Source organism: Paraburkholderia sp. J69-1, assembly GCF_905220255.1.
GTDB lineage: Bacteria > Pseudomonadota > Gammaproteobacteria > Burkholderiales > Burkholderiaceae > Paraburkholderia.
Window position 1 is genome coordinate 38,709 of the sequence record NZ_CAJMZG010000016.1, and the last position, 14,902, is coordinate 53,610.

12 protein-coding genes are annotated in these 14,902 nt (G+C 65.8%); 4 read left to right on the top strand and 8 right to left on the bottom strand.

From position 1 onward, the window contains the following. Positions 1-39: 39 nt before the first annotated feature. The 3 genes from U5A67_RS26320 to U5A67_RS26330 are packed head-to-tail and all read right to left on the bottom strand — an operon-like array spanning position 40 to position 5,755. A complete protein-coding gene (locus U5A67_RS26320; RefSeq protein ID WP_321816476.1) occupies positions 40-1,521 on the bottom strand; it encodes an efflux transporter outer membrane subunit in 1,482 nt (493 codons plus the stop codon). Next, positions 1,518-4,673, bottom strand: a complete 3,156-nt coding sequence (locus U5A67_RS26325) for an efflux RND transporter permease subunit (RefSeq protein ID WP_321816477.1) — start codon at positions 4,671-4,673, stop codon at positions 1,518-1,520. The genes U5A67_RS26320 and U5A67_RS26325 overlap by 4 nt, the downstream gene beginning before the upstream one ends. Further along, on the bottom strand, positions 4,670-5,755 hold the full coding sequence (locus U5A67_RS26330; protein WP_321816478.1) for an efflux RND transporter periplasmic adaptor subunit: 1,086 nt from the start codon (positions 5,753-5,755) through the stop codon (positions 4,670-4,672). The genes U5A67_RS26325 and U5A67_RS26330 overlap by 4 nt, the downstream gene beginning before the upstream one ends. A 416-nt stretch (positions 5,756-6,171) precedes the next feature. Here U5A67_RS26330 and U5A67_RS26335 point away from each other — a divergent pair, with 416 nt between their 5' ends. Continuing rightward, positions 6,172-6,804, top strand: coding sequence for a TetR/AcrR family transcriptional regulator (locus tag U5A67_RS26335; RefSeq protein ID WP_321816479.1), 633 nt, complete (start codon positions 6,172-6,174; stop codon positions 6,802-6,804). Between the two features lie 19 nt (positions 6,805-6,823). Here U5A67_RS26335 and U5A67_RS26340 read toward each other — a convergent pair whose 3' ends face one another. The 5 genes from U5A67_RS26340 to U5A67_RS26360 all read right to left on the bottom strand — a co-directional run bounded on the left by U5A67_RS26340 (position 6,824) and on the right by U5A67_RS26360 (position 11,760). Continuing rightward, entirely contained in the window at positions 6,824-7,054 is a 231-nt protein-coding gene (locus U5A67_RS26340; RefSeq protein ID WP_205981669.1) for a DUF2795 domain-containing protein, read from the bottom strand. Positions 7,055-7,271: 217 nt separating this feature from the next. Beyond that, the gene (locus U5A67_RS26345) at positions 7,272-7,532 is read right to left on the bottom strand and encodes a hypothetical protein (RefSeq protein ID WP_205981668.1); all 261 of its coding nucleotides are present in this window, start codon (positions 7,530-7,532) and stop codon (positions 7,272-7,274) included. A gap of 303 nt (positions 7,533-7,835) precedes the next feature. Next, complete coding sequence (locus U5A67_RS26350; RefSeq protein WP_321816480.1) at positions 7,836-9,581, bottom strand: ClcB-like voltage-gated chloride channel protein; 1,746 nt, start codon at positions 9,579-9,581, stop codon at positions 7,836-7,838. A gap of 130 nt (positions 9,582-9,711) precedes the next feature. After that, positions 9,712-10,446 carry a glutathione S-transferase family protein gene (locus tag U5A67_RS26355; RefSeq protein ID WP_205981666.1) on the bottom strand — a complete coding sequence of 245 codons (735 nt, stop codon included), beginning with the start codon at positions 10,444-10,446 and terminating at the stop codon, positions 9,712-9,714. 219 nt (positions 10,447-10,665) lie between these two features. Then, entirely contained in the window at positions 10,666-11,760 is a 1,095-nt protein-coding gene (locus U5A67_RS26360; RefSeq protein WP_415767945.1) for a YeiH family protein, read from the bottom strand. A 111-nt stretch (positions 11,761-11,871) separates the two neighbouring features. Between U5A67_RS26360 and U5A67_RS26365 the strand changes: the two genes are divergently transcribed. From U5A67_RS26365 to U5A67_RS26375, 3 genes are all read left to right on the top strand, one after another. Next, positions 11,872-12,834 (top strand): LysR family transcriptional regulator, encoded by a 963-nt coding sequence (locus U5A67_RS26365; RefSeq protein WP_205981664.1) that lies wholly within the window; start codon positions 11,872-11,874, stop codon positions 12,832-12,834. A 195-nt stretch (positions 12,835-13,029) separates the two neighbouring features. After that, positions 13,030-13,821 carry a sugar phosphate isomerase/epimerase family protein gene (locus U5A67_RS26370; protein ID WP_321816482.1) on the top strand — a complete coding sequence of 264 codons (792 nt, stop codon included), beginning with the start codon at positions 13,030-13,032 and terminating at the stop codon, positions 13,819-13,821. A gap of 59 nt (positions 13,822-13,880) precedes the next feature. Further along, positions 13,881-14,867, top strand: a complete 987-nt coding sequence (locus U5A67_RS26375; RefSeq protein WP_321816483.1) for a sugar kinase — start codon at positions 13,881-13,883, stop codon at positions 14,865-14,867. Positions 14,868-14,902: the final 35 nt, after the last annotated feature.

The following is a 14,902-nucleotide window of genomic DNA, read 5'->3' on the forward strand; positions in this document are numbered from 1 at the left end:
GGGCGTATTCGAGAGGGGGAAGTTGACCCGGCGTGCGGGTCAGGGCGCCGATGCGTTCGTGCTGCTGCCTGTCGGCGGGTTGCCCATCGCCTGGAATAGCGCGGCTGTATCCGAGAGACGCGTACCGCGATAGCGGATCGCATCGAGGCTGGCGTTGCGCCATTGCTGCTCGCTCTGGCGCACGGCGTAGTAAGGCACCGCGCCCAGTTTGTAGCGCGCGTGGGTGTCGTCGTAGACGCCTTGCGCGGTCTGCGCCGAGGTGCTGGCCGAATCGAGCGCCTGCGCATCGTGCGCCAGCGCGGCGAGCCGGTCGGCAACGTCCTGAAACGCCGCGAGCACGGTCTGCTTGTACGACGCGTTGGCCGCGTCATACGACTGCAGCGCCGCGCGCCGCTGCGCCATCAGCGCGCCGCCGTGAAAGATCGGCTGCGTGAGCGATGCGCCGATCGCCCACAATGCGCCCACGCCCGATGTCGCGACCGGCCAGCTAAAGCCGCCCTGGCCGAGTCCCGCGCTCAGCGTGATGCTCGGGAACATTTGCGCCGTGGCCGCGCCCACATCGGCGGAAGCGGCGATCAGCGCGGCGCCGGCCGCCTCGATATCGGGACGCGTCTTCAGCAGATCGGACGGCACCACCACCGGCACCTGTTGCGGCAGATGGAAACTCGCGAGATCGAGATCGGCGGGCGCCTGGTCGGGCGTGCGTCCGAGCAGCACGGCCAGCGCGTGTCGCATCGTCGCCGCCTGCTGCTGCAACCCCGGCAGATTGGTGGCGAGCGCCGCCGCGCTTTGCTGCGCGTTGAGCACATCGGTATGCGAAACCGCGCCCAGCGCGTAGCGTTTTTGCAGATCGTCGGCCTGCGCATTGGCAATGGCGATGAGCTTTTCCGTCGTGTCGATCTGCGCGTGCAGTGTCGCCACGCCCAGCGCGCTGGCGACGATATTCGCCGCGAGCGCGCGGCGCGCCGCTTCGTACTGGAACGCCTGCATATTCACGCGCGAAGCGAGCGCCGCGTTATTCAGCCGCGACGCGCCGAAAATATCGAAGGAATAGCGCACTTCGACCAGCCCGGCGAACAGGTTGTATTCGAGCTTGTCGATACCCAGTTGCGGAATGCCGGGCGCGCGCTGACGCTGCGCCGTGCCGATCGCATCGACAGTCGGCAGCAGGGAACTGCCGATCTGGCCGCGCAACTGTTCGCGCGCCGCTTGCAGGCTGTGATTCGCGGTGGCCAGATTCGGGCTGTTCGCAAGGCCTTCCTCGACCAGCGCATCGAGCGCCGGCGAATCGAACTGCGTCCACCATTGGGGCACCGGTTGGCCGCCCACCACGAACTGCTGCGCCACGCCTTGCGCGGCCACGGTTTGATCGGGCTGCGGCGCGGCGCCGTAATGCGCGGGCTCCGGGATCACTGGCGCGGTGCCATTCGGCCCGAACGAGCAGCCGCTTGCCAGCAGCGCGGCGGCAGCCGCTGCACATACGCGCAAGCGTGAAGTTTTCATCAGCGCGGAATCTTTCATGATGCGTTCTCCGCGTCAGGTTGTGCCGCGTCGCTTTCGCTGCTGCGCACGCGGAATGCCGCGGCGTAAAGCGCGGGCAGGAAGAACAGCGTGAGCACGGTTGCGCTCGTGATGCCGCCCATCAGCGCCGTGGCCATCGGTCCGAAGAAGTTCGAGCGCACCAGCGGAATCAGTGCGAGCACCGCGGCCGCGGCGGTCAGGATGATCGGCCGGAAACGCCGCACGGTCGCGCCCACGATGGCGTCGAAGCGCGGGTGTCCGGCGCGGATATCGCTCTCGATCTGATCCACCAGAATCACCGAATTGCGCATGATGATGCCGAACATGGCGATCACGCCGAGCATCGCCACGAAGCCGAACGGCTTGTGAAAGAGCAGCAGCGCAATCGCCACGCCGATCAGGCCGAGCGGCGCGGTGAGCACCACCATCATCACGCGTGAAAGGCTTTGCAACTGGATCATCAGCAGCGTCAGCACGGCGATGGCGAGCACCGGCAATTGCACGAAGATCGACGCCTGGCCTTTCGCGCTTTCCTCGACCGAGCCGCCCACCTCGATGCGATAGCCGGTCGGCAGCGTGCCGCGCATCGATTCGAGCTGCTTTTGCAGCGCATGCGTGACGTCGATGCCTTGCGCGCCGCGCCGCACATCGGCCTGCACGGTGATGGTGGGCTGCCGGTCGCGCGACCAGATCACGCCGTATTCCAGCGTGTTTTCCATATGGCCGATGGCGCCCAGCGGCACCGGGCCGTTCGGCGTCGGCATGGCGAGTGCGAGCAGATGGGCGGGATCGACGCGTTCGCTGGCCGGCGCGCGCAGATCGACGCTGATGAGCTTGTCGCGCTCGCGATACTGCGTGACCGTGTAGCCGGAGTAGGTCATCTGCAGGAAGTTCGCCACATCCTGCGAAGCGATATTGAGCGCGCGCGCCTTCTGCTGGTCGATGGCGAAATGCAGCGAGCGCTCGGCCGGTTCGTCCCAGTCGAAGCTGACGTTCTCGGTGCGGGTGTCGGCGCGCATGAGTTTCGCCACGCGATCGGCGATACCGCGCACGGTGGCGATATCGTCGCCGCTCACGCGGAACTGCACGGGATAGCCCACCGGCGGCCCGTTTTCGAGCCGCGACAGACGCGTGCGGATCGCCGGGAAGTCGTTGCGCAACTTCGTTTCGAGCCAGTCGGCCAGCTTTTCGCGGTCCTCGACCGACTTCGCGGTGATGACGAACTGCGCGAAATTCGGTTGCTGCAACTGCTGGTCGAGCGGCAGATAAAAGCGCGGCGCGCCCGTGCCGACAAAGTCGATCGAATGGTCGATTTCGGGGCGACCCTTGAGTGCTTCTTCGAGCCGCTTCGTCTGCCGCAGCGTGGCGTCGAACGACGCGCCTTCGGGCAGGCGTACATCGACGAGCAGTTCGGGGCGGTCGGAACTCGGGAAGAACTGCTGCGGAATCTGCGTGAAACCGGCGAGCGCTACGACGAACAGCACGACGGTCAGCGCGAGCACGACGATATGCCGCTCGATGCACCAGCCCACCCAGCCGCGCAGGCGATGATAAAAACGCGTGTCGTAGATGTCGTCTTCGTGGTGAGCGCTGGCGCCGGTACTCGCGTCGTGCTTGCGCTCGGGCAGCAGGCGGTAACCGAGCAGCGGAATCAGCACGACCGCCGCGAACCACGAGGCGATCAGCGCAATCGCCGAGACCTGGAAAATCGAGCGCGTGTATTCGCCGGTACTCGATTTCGCCAGCACGATCGGCAGGAAGCCGGAGACCGTCACCAGCGTGCCGGTGAGCATCGGGAACGCCGTGCTCGTGTAGGCGTAGGCGGCGGCGCGCGTGCGGTTCCAGCCCTGCGCGAGCTTCACCGCCATCATCTCGACGGAAATGATGGCGTCGTCCACCAGCAGGCCGAGCGCGAGCACGAGCGTGCCGAGCGAAACCTTGTGCAGGCCGATCCCGCACAGATACATCACGAGCGCGGTGATAGCGAGCACGATCGGAATCGTGATGACCACCACCATGCCGGTGCGCACGCCGAGCGACACGAGGCTCACGACCAGCACGATGCCGACCGCTTCGGCCACGGCTTCGACGAAGTCGTCGACGGAATGCGAAACGGCGTCCGGCATGCTCGACACTTCCACGAGCTTGAGGCCGGCCGGCAGTTCGCGGCGCAACTGGTCGACCCGCGCATCGAGCGCCTTGCCCAGGCGGATCACATCGCCGCCCGGCTGCATGGTGATGCCGATGCCGAGCACCGCCTTGCCCTGGAAACGCATCTGCGTGGCGAGCGGCTCGTCATAGCCGCGCCGGATCGTGCCGATATCGCCGAGCCGGAAACTGCGGCCATTCACGCTGATGAGCGTATCGGCGAGCGCCTTGAGGTCGGTGAACTGGCCGCTCGGGCGCACGAACACGCGGTCGTCGGCGGTGGTGAGGGTGCCCGATGCCGATACGCTGTTCTGCGCGCCGATCGCCTGACCGATCTGCGTGGGCGAGATGCCCAGCCGCGTGAGCTGCGCGTTGGCGATTTCGATGTAGACGCGCTGGTTCGGATCGCCGAAGTAATCGACCTTGCCCACGTCCTTCACGCGCAGCAGTTCCTCGCGCAGTTTATCGGCGTAATCGTGCAGCTGGGCGGGCGAAAAACCGTCGCCTTCGAGCGAATAGATATTGGTGTAGACGTCGCCGAATTCGTCGTTGAAGAACGGGCCTTGCACGCCTTGCGGCAGCATCGGCGCGATATCGCCGACTTTCTTGCGCACCTGATACCAGGTTTCGCGCACTTCGGAAACCGGCGCGGAATCCTTCATCGTGAAGAACACCAGCGATTCGCCGGGCCGCGAGTAGCTGCGCAGAAAGTCGATATACGGCGTTTCCTGCAGCTTGCGGCCGATGCGGGTGGTGACTTCGTCCTCGACCTGGCGCGCGCTCGCGCCCGGCCAGAAGGTCTGGATCACCATCACGCGAAACGTGAAGGGCGGATCTTCGGACTGCGAAAGACGCGAATACGACAGTGCGCCGAAGATCGTCGCCAGCGCGATGATGAAGGTCACCAGCGAGCGATGGCGCAACGCCCATGCGGAAAGATTGAAGCGGCCTTCGTCGTGATCGGCGCCGGGGCTGCGATCGACCTGATCTTCGCCTTCGCTCATGACGCGAAATCCTCGGGATGCAGCGGCGCGATCGGGTGCACTTTCTCGCCCGCGCTGACCGTATGCACGCCTTGCAGCACGATACGGTCGCCGTCCTTGAGGCCGTCCGTCACGGTGATGGTGCGCGCGTCGTAGCGCGACACGCTGATGCGGCGCAGTTGCAGCACGTTATCCGCGCCTTGCACGATCCACAGCGCGGGCGCGTTGTCGTCGTGGAACAGCGCCGTGGCGGGGATCGTGAAGGCGCTGTTGGCGTCGGCGTGGGCCGCCAGCACGATGTTCGCGGTCATGCCCAGACGCACGTCGGCGTCCGGGTGTTCGAGCGTGAGCTTGATGCGCCACGTGCGGCTTTGCGGATCGGCGGCGGCGCCCAGCTCGCGCACCTTCGCCGTATAGCGGCGGCCCGCCAGCGCGGGCAGCGTGACTTGCGCCGTATCGCCGGTGTGCAGACCCGCGATGGCGTTTTCGGGCAGATCGCTGACCACGTCCACCTCGCCGGTCCAGGCGAGCTGATAGACCGCCTGACCGGCCTGCACGTTCTGGCCGGTATCGGCGTTCTCGGCGGTAATGACGCCGGTGTGATCGGCGACGAGTTGCGTATAACGGCGTTGATCCTGCGAAAGCGCGAGTTGCTGCTTCGCCTGGTCGCGCTGCGCCACGGCGGACGCATACGAATCCTGGGTCTGCTCGAGCTGCGCGCGGGCGATCAGATTGGCCTGCGCCTGGGCGGTATCGCGGTCGAGTTGCTGTTTTGCGAACACGAAGCGGTGCTGGGCGGCGTCGAATTGCGCCTGCGCGCTCGCGGCATTTTTGTCGTAATCGGCGGGATCGAGCCGCGCGAGCACCTGACCGGGTTTGACCGCATCGCCCAGGCGCACGTTGCGTTCGATGATCTTGCCGTTGACGCGGAACGATAGCGGCGTGCTGTTGCGCGCCTGGACTTCGCCGGGATACGTGCTGGACGGCGCGCTCTGGTCGGCGTGCACGGTCATCGACACGACCGGACGCGGCGGCAGCGCGGCTTCCTCGTGCTTGCCGCAAGCGGCAAGGCCGGTCAGCGCGCAGAGCGCCGCGGTGGCCATGAAGCGCGCTAATTGTTGTGGACGGGCCTTCGACGACGATGATTCAACGATGGCTCGGGACTGCCTGCGCATGCTGCTCGATGCGCCACGACTGCGACGATTCACATGGACCTCGATACGCGTAGAACGCACGCGCGCCATGTCCGTGCGCCTGTTGCTCGCGCCGGGCCTGTCGCGCCGCCGCTGAGTTCGCCTGCATGCAGAAGGCCCGCGCGCAGACGCGGGGCACGTGGATGTCTCCTCCGTCGCGCACCGGTCTCAGATGATGAAGAGGATTCTAATACAACGCTGTATCTGAATACACGAATGAATCCGAGGAAAGATTCAGTGTTAGACTCGCGCTACCGTCCGGGTCATGCCCATGGCATCGTCGCGGCGACACCGTCCCCAAAAAATCTCACTCGCTTTCCCACACCATGACGCGCCCAGCCACTCCGCGCACCCGACTCACCCGCGAGCAGAGCCGCGACCAGACACGCGAGCGCCTGCTCGATGCCGCGCAGGCGCTGTTCATGACCAAGGGGTTTGTCGGCGCGAGTGTGGAGGACATCGCGCACGAAGCGGGCTACACGCGCGGCGCTTTCTACTCGAATTTCGAGAGCAAGGCCGAACTGATGGTGGAATTGCTGCGGCGCGATCACGAGGCGATGGAAGTCGATCTGCGCGCGATCTTCGAGGCGAACGCCCCGCGCGAAGTCATGGAAGCGCGCGTGCTGACCTTCTATAGCCGTCTGCCGCAGGACAACAAGATGTTCCTGCTGTGGGTGGAAGCCAAACTGCTCGCGGCCCGCGACGCGCGTTTTCGCACGCGTTTCAACGCCTTCATGAAGGAAAAGCGCGAGCGTCTGGCCGCTTACATTGAAGAATTTTCCACGCGCGTGGGCACGCCGCTGCCGATCGCGCCGGACCTGATGGCGCTCGGCCTGATGGGTTTGTGCGACGGCGTGCAGTTCCTGTCCACCGCCGATCCGCAGCACGTGACGCTGCCGGTGGTGGAAGAGGTGCTGGGCCGCTTCTTCGCGCGTGTGGTGTTCGGCCGCGACGCCTGAACCGGCTGCGCGAAGCGCCTCAGATACCGAGGCCAGGACCGTAGTTGCTGCCGATCAGGCGCGTGACCGAGGCCACGTCGCGATAATCCTGCTCGGGCATTCCGTCGAGAATCGCCAGCACCTCGTTGCTCGCGCCGGCCGTGCGCGCGGCTTCGACGAGATCGTCCTTGTTCGCGGGCCAGCGCACTTCGCGCAGCACGTCGCTGAATTGGAGATCGATGGGTTCTTCGGGGATCGACGAGGCGGACATGCGCAAAATCCTTGGCGCGGCAGCGCGCGGGCGTGACGCTTGGGTGAGTCGGCGGAAAAATCAGCTCGTGTCGAAGCAAAAACACAGCTTGAGCAGCGGTCTTTCGATGAACTCGACCGGCCGCTGGCGTCGCGCGAACCAGCATACACACATCCCGCGCCGCGCCGCCGACAGGTGCGCAGCAGGTGCCGCCATGCCTTTTTGCTAACGCCCAAACTCAGGTCTGCTGATGCAGGATCGGGCTGAGCGTGCGATCGAGGCGATGGGACTTGGGCAGGCTTAGATATTCCCAATGCTGCACGCCTGTGGCGCTAGGCACGTCGGGCGCGGGCGGCGCCACCGGCACATCGGCCATGGGCGAGCGCAGGGCGGACACGGGCGCGCTGGCCCGGTCGATCTGGGCGTCCTGCGTGCGCACAGGTGCGGCGAAGCACGAGGCCGACAGCAGCACGGTAGTCAACACTGTCGAGGTTTTCATCGCTCGACCTCCTTTCCTCATGCGGCCCGAAGGACGCAGCAAGTGCCGTGCCGTTGCGGTCAGGCTGACCGGACGAGGCAGGGCAGCCGCGAGCAGGAAGCTGGAGAAACCTCGCGGGCCACACGGCGCCGCAGGGCGTGCGGGAAAGCAGCGACAGAACAATGAAAGTATCTGTCAGCGTGCGCGCGCGAGCGGAAATCCAATAATGGCAGCAAATGCGGCCTTACGTCTCGCACGCACGTGCTTTTTTGATTTGTCTCATGAAATCAGTGATCTAGACGTTAATACACGTCAATCGCGTGCTTATCGCTCGGGGTTCATCCGCTGATAGGCGTCGAGCAGCGACGTCTTGTAAACCACGCCCGCCAGGCGGGGCTGCTGCGCGCTTTCGATCACCGGCAGACGCTCGCCCTGGAACGACATGAAGTGCTGTAGCGCGACCGCTAGCGGCATGTCGGGCGTCAACACGTCGAACGATGCCTTGAGGTAATCGCAGGCGTGCTTGTTCGAGGTATCGCGCTTTTGCAGCAAATCGTTGGTGATGTCGGCGAGGGCGACCGCGCCCAGGAACCGGCCGGTGTCGTCGGTCACATAGAGATACTTGACCGGATATTCGAGGAACACGCGCGTCATGTCCTGCACGGTGGCTTCGGCGCGCACGACGGTATCGGCGGGACGGATCAGTTCGCGCATCTGCGTGGCGCGCAGGCGCAGCCGTTCGGCTTCCTCGCGATTGCGGTGCAGCGTGATTTCGTACATCGACTTCGTGCCGGTTGCGCGCGCCACGAAATAGGCGACCACGCAGGACAGCATCAGCGGCAGCACGACCTGGTAGCTGAGCGTCATCTCGAAGATCATCAGGATCGCCATCAGCGGCGCCTGGGTTGCGCCAGCCAGAAAGGCGCCCATGCCGACGATCGCGTAGGCGAACGGCGCCGAAGTGCCATGCGGCCACAGCGCGTGCATGCCCTGGCCGAACAGACAGCCGAGTACGGCGCCCATGAAGAGCGTTGGCGTGAAGACGCCGCCGACCGCGCCGGAACCGACCGTCGCCGCCGTCGCAACCAGTTTGAACACCAGCACGGTGGCGAGCGCCGTCCAGGTCCACGGCGAATGCAGGATCGAGTTCACCACGCTGTAGCCGTTGCCCCAGACTTCGGGCGTCCACACGGAAAGCACGCCGCAAACGAGGCCGCCCAGCGCGAGCTTCGCGGGCAACGGCAGCTTGAGGCGGCTAAAGCCGGCCTTCGTCACGTCCATCATCGAAAGAAAGCGCGGCGCCAGCACGCCGCACAGAATCCCGAGCGCCACGAACAGCAGCACCTCCACGCCCGTGACCGGCGGAAACACCGGCATCTCGTACGGCGGCTTGTAGCCCGCGAATTCGCGCATCGTGATGTTCGCGACCACCGAGGCGACCACGATCGGCCCGAAGCTTTCCATGACGATCGCGCCCAGCACGATTTCGGTGACGAAGAACGCGCCGGCAATCGGCGCGTTGTAGGCCGAGGTGATACCGGCCGCCGCGCCGCACGCCACCAGCAGGCGCAGACGCTGCGGATCGAAGTGGACCCAGCGCCCGATCAGCGAAGCCGCGAGCGCGGCCAGTTGCACCATCGGACCTTCGCGGCCGATCGAGCCGCCGCTTGCGATCGTGAACAGCGACGACGCGCTGCGCCAGATGCTCTTGCCGACCGGCATCACGCCATCGCCGATCGCCACGGCTTCGACGTAGTCGGTGTGGATCGGCTTGCTGCCGGTGCCCGGCGAACTGCGTCTGGCCATCAGCAGCAGGCAGCCTGCGACGAAGCCGCCCGCGGCCGGCAGCCAGATGCGCGTATGCCAGGGCAGGCGGCGCGCCATCTCGACGAAACTGCCTTCGCTACCGGTAAACAGGATTTGCAGATGGGCGATGCCTTCGCGAAAGAGGACGGTCGCAAAAGCCCCCGCCACGCCGACGATGACCGACCAGATGAGCATCGTGTGGGCGTCGGAAAGGCGAAAGAGGTCGCGGGCGCGGGTGCGCAGTTTCAGCAGGAATGACAGCACGGCAGGCGGGCAGGTTGGTCGGTTGAAAAAAGCCGCGCATACGTGCAGCGCGGCGCTTGACGCAAAGGAAAAGCGGCCGCGCGTGATGCGGCGGCAGCGTTCAAGCGTGATGGTTGCCGCGCACCGGCGTTCAGCGCACGGCCCGGTCCAGCTCCGGGTAGTGGCGGAAGATGCCCGTGTCGTTGAACGGCAGACGGCGCTCCGACTGCACGTACGCGGCGATATTCGGCCGCGCGGCCACGGCATCGTGCAGCGCGACGATATGCGGATAGTGATCGGCGAGATGCCTGGTCGCTTTCGGAAACGCATAGCGCAGCCCCTCGACGACCTGGAACATCGACAGATCGACGTAACTGAGCGCACGGCCAACCATATGCTGCGGCCCCTGCGGATTCTGCGCGAGCACACGCTCGAAATAGCCCATGAATCTGGGCATGCGATGCTGGATGAAGTCTTTCGAGCGCGCCTTCGCTTCGTCCTTCTGGTCTTCGTAGTAGAGGCCGCTTGCGATCGGATGATGCGTGTCGTGCACTTCGGTCACGAGATCGGCGATCGTCAGTTGCAGGCCGTTCGCGACGATGCGCATGCCTTCGTCGTGCGGCGCGAGCTTGAGCTTCGGTCCGAGATAGAACAGGATGTTGGCGACGTGCGGCACGAGCAGGTCGCCGTCCTTGAGAAAGGGCGGGGCGTAGGGCGGGTACGGACCGTCGCTCTCCAGTTCGGCCATCATCGCGCCGATTCCCTCGCCGTCCTCTTTCGAGCCGCGCGCGACATCCACATAGGGCGCACCGGCTTCCTCCAGCGCGAGCCGCACGAATTCGCCGCGTCCCTGCAAACCGTCCCAGTAATACAGTTCGTATGCCATCGGTCGTCCCCTTGATCGGATCGGACAGTATGGGCCGCAACCGTCGCGCCTGGGCGCTGCGTGGCGTGGCGGTTTGTCGACGCACAAAGCGCGCCGCACAAGCGCAAAAAGCCCCGCCGGTGGCGGGGCAAGCGACCGGGTTGGCCGGTGCGCGATCTCTCAGGTGGTCCCTCGAATACGTTCCTGTCATTAACCGCAAGTCGTCGCAGATCGCTGGTATCAGCCGAACAGCCGTTGCACGCCCCAGGTAATCGCGAGGCCGCCGAACACCAGCCACACGTAGAGGATGAAACCCGTGGTCAGCGCACGCGGACCGGCCTGGCGAATCTGCGACACCCGCGTTTCGATACCGAGCGCCGTCATGGCCATGGTCAGTGCGAAGGTGTCGAGCATATTGAGCGTCGAGGTGGCCGGTTCGGGCAGCACGTGCAGCGAGTTCACCACCACCAGCGCGAGGAAGCCGAGCGCGAACCAGGGCACCGCCAGCTTGCGGGCGCCGGACTTCGCACCATCGGCGCTCATTGCTCCGACTGCACCACGCGCCGAGCGATTGAGCCACACGCCGAGCACCAGCAGCACCGGCACGAGCAGCATCACGCGGGTCATCTTGACGATGGTGGCGATGTGCGTGGTTTCCGGGCTCACATTGCTTGCCGCACCCACGACCTGCGCAACTTCGTGAATCGTGCCGCCGAAGAACAGACCGGCGCCGACCGTATCCAGGTGCAGCCAGCCAGCGCGGTACAGCAGCGGGTAGAGGAACATCGACAGCGTGCCGAACAGCACCACGCTGCCCACCGCCATCGCGCTCTTGTGCGGCTTCGATTGCAGCGTCGACTCGAAGGCCAGCACCGCGGCCGCACCGCAAATCGCGCTGCCGGCGGCCGTGAGAATGGCCGTATCGCGGTCGAGCTTCATGAATTTCATGCCCGCCCAGGTGCCGATCACCAGCGTGCTCACGACGATCACCACCGATTCGACGAGCCCCGGCACGCCCACCTGAGCGATTTCCTGCAGGCTCACGCGCAGACCGAAGAACGCCACGGCGATGCGCAACAGCTTGCGCGCGGAGAAGTTCACGCCCGCCGCCCAGCTTTCGGGCATGGTGTCGGGCAGCAGATTGCCGTAGATCGCCCCCGCGACGATACCGACGATCAGCGGGCTCAAGCCCAGATTGGCGATGGCGGGCAGGGCGGCGAGCCGGGTAACGGCGAAGGCAAACAGCGCGACGAACAACACACCGTTGATCTGGCCGCGTGTCGAGAGCGACGGGTGCGCAAGCGTAGGCGACGTAGTGGACATGGCAGTAGGCATTCCGTGGAAGAAGCAAACGGCTTCGAATGCGCTAATCCTAATTTAGATATAAGGATATGAAAAATCGTCATTTGCGAAGTAAACTATAAGCCAACCCTATAATTGACCGCGATGACCCCGGAACAACTGATAACTTTCGCTGCCGTCGCCGAGCATCTGAACATCAGCCGCGCCGCGCAGGCCTTGCATCTGTCGCAGCCCGCCGTGTCGGGGCAGTTGCGGCTGTTGCAGGAGGAATTCGGCGAGCCGCTGTATCTGCGCGACGGGCGCGGCGTGCGCCTCACGCCCACCGGCGAGCAACTCGCGGCCTACGCGGCGCGGCTGCGCGAAAACTGGCGCGATACGCTGGCGTTCCGCGACGCGCTGCGCGGGCTCGAACGCGGCACGCTGCGCATCGGCGCGAGCACGACGCCCGCGAGCTACCGGCTGCCGTATCTGGTGGCGGCGTTTCATCGGCGTTATCCGGACGTGAAGCTGGAAACGGCCAGCGGCAATACCGCCGATGTGGTGGCGATGCTCGGTCAACTCGATATCGCCCTGGTGGAAGGGCCGGTGGGCGCGCAACTGCCCGCCGATTGCGCCGTGCATCCGTGGCACGAGGACGAAATCGTCGCGATTGCGCCGCGCGGGCATGCGCTGCTCGGCGCCGTGGACGCCACGCTTGCAGCAGGCGCACAGCGCTGCGATCTGTCGGCGTTTGCCAATCTGCCCGTGGTGCTGCGCGAGGACGGCTCGGGCGTGCGCCAGCTGGTCGAACGCGCGTTTGCGCGCGCGGCGGTGCCGATGCGCGTCGCGCTCGAAATCGCGGGCGTGGAGGGCGTGAAGGAAGCGGTGCGGGCGGGCATGGGAATCGGCTTCGTTTCGGCCATGTCGATGCGTCACGAAGACGGCGCGCTCCAGCAGATCCGCATCGGCCCGGAGCCCCTCGCGCGGCGCTTTTCGATCGTGGTGCCGCATGCGGGCGCGGCTTCGCGCGTGGCGCAGCGCTTTCTCGAACTCTGTCTGCTCGACGAGCCGGGCCAAAACGGTGCCAGTTCAGACAACACCGCGGCCGGCACAAGGTTCCCGCCTTGATTTAGGGGATTTCCACAATGGCGCGGGTTGCGGGGTCGGCGCAACATCGCGCCATCAATTTGACGGTTCGGAACCCAGGCGCCCAGGCGCTTTTTTTCGACGCCAGATTGGAACCGGTTCCAAGCGCATCGCGCGGAGACCCGCAAATTCAGGCAAGCGGAACCGGCAGCAACGGGATGCAACAGGAAGACGACGATGGCGGAAGTAGCAATTGTGGCAAGCGCGTTTGGCGCAGGATCGATCTGGCGTGACGGCCATGCGGCGTGGTTCGGCGCAACGAAAGCGGCGGGCGCGGGCGCATTCGAAGTGCGGCGCGAACTGATGCACGACGCGGATGCCGAGCCCGCTGCGCTACGCGCGCTCGGCACAGCGCTTGCGCGATCGGGCTTGTGGCCGGTCTGGTCGACGCCCGACACGCTTTACGCCGATGACGGCGCGCTCAACGAAGCGCAACTGCGCCACGCCGTCGAATGCGCCCGTGCGTTGGGCGCGCGCTTCGTCAAGCTGCAACTGGGCGGTTTTGCCGGCGAGGCGCATGTCGCGCAACTCGCGGCGATTCTCGAAGAACTTGGCCTGAAGGCACAGGAAGGCGAGGAAGGCGCGCTGCGCGTCGTGGTCGAGAACGGCCAGCTCGAACAGGGCGGCAAGCTCGCGCAGTTCACCGCGTTGTTCCGCGCCTTGCGCGCCGCGAACGAGGACAAGCTGATCGGCATGACTTTCGACATCGGCAACTGGCAGTGGACCGGCGAAGCGCCGCTGATGGCCGCCGTCGCGCTCGCGCCGTACGTCGAATACATCCATTGCAAGGCGGTCGAGGGTGAAGGCGCGCGACGCTTCGCCTGCGCGCCCGCCGCCGACGATCCGCTGTGCCGCGCCGCGCTCGCGCGCCTGCCGGCGGACGTGCCACGCGGCATCGAGTTTCCGTTCGACGAAGCGCGTATCGACGAAGACGCTTCACGCTACGTGGCGTGGCTCGCAACGGCCTGAGCGCACACGCAAACGCGAAACGCGCCGCTCCCGAATTCACTTTTGCAGGAACGCATTCCATGACGCACTCACTCGATGTGATCACCTACGGCGAAGCCATGGCGATGTTCGTGGCCGCCGACACCGGCGCGCTCTCCGACGTCGCGCACTTCACCAAACGCGCGGCGGGCGCGGAGCTGAACGTGGCGACCGGCCTCGCGCGGCTGGGCTTCAAGGTGGGCTGGATGAGCCGCGTCGGCGACGATTCGTTCGGCCGTTTCGTGCGCGGCGTGCTGGAGCAGGAGGGCATCGACGCGCAGTGTGTCGAAACCGATCCGCGCTATCCCACTGGCTTCCAGCTCAAGTCGAAAACCGACGATGGCAGTGATCCGGCTGTCGAATATTTCCGCCGCGGCTCGGCTGCGAGCCACCTGTCGATCGGCGATTTCAAGCGCGGCTATGTGCTGGGCGCGCGCCATCTGCATCTGAGCGGCGTGGCCCCGGCGATTTCGTCGACCTCGCTCGAACTCGCCTTCCTGCTGGCGCGCGAGATGCGCGAAGCCGGCCGCACCATCAGCTTCGATCCGAACCTGCGCCCGACGCTCTGGGGCTCGCAAGCCGAAATGGTCGCGACGCTCAACGAACTTGCGCGTTTCGCCGACTGGGTGCTGCCGGGCGTCAACGAAGGCCGCATTCTCACAGGCTCCGACGATCCCGAGTTGATCGCGCGCTTCTATCTGGAGCGCGGCGCGCGCGGCGTGATCGTCAAGCTGGGCGCCGAAGGCGCGTACTTCGAGACCAACACCGGCGAGCGCGGCCATGTGCAGGCGCAGCGCGTGGAAAACGTGGTCGATACCGTGGGTGCGGGCGATGGCTTTGCCGTCGGCGTGGTGAGCGCGCTGCTGGAAGGGCGCACGCTGCCGCAGGCCGTCGCGCGCGGCAACCGCATCGGCGCGCTTGCGGTGCAGGTGATCGGCGATTCGGAAGGGCTGCCGACGCGTGCCGAACTGGACGCGCTCGAAGCCCACGACGCCCACGACCGCAGCCCCACGCAGGCCGCCGCGTAACACAGCCTCAACGCCCCCACTCAAGCCGCTTTGCA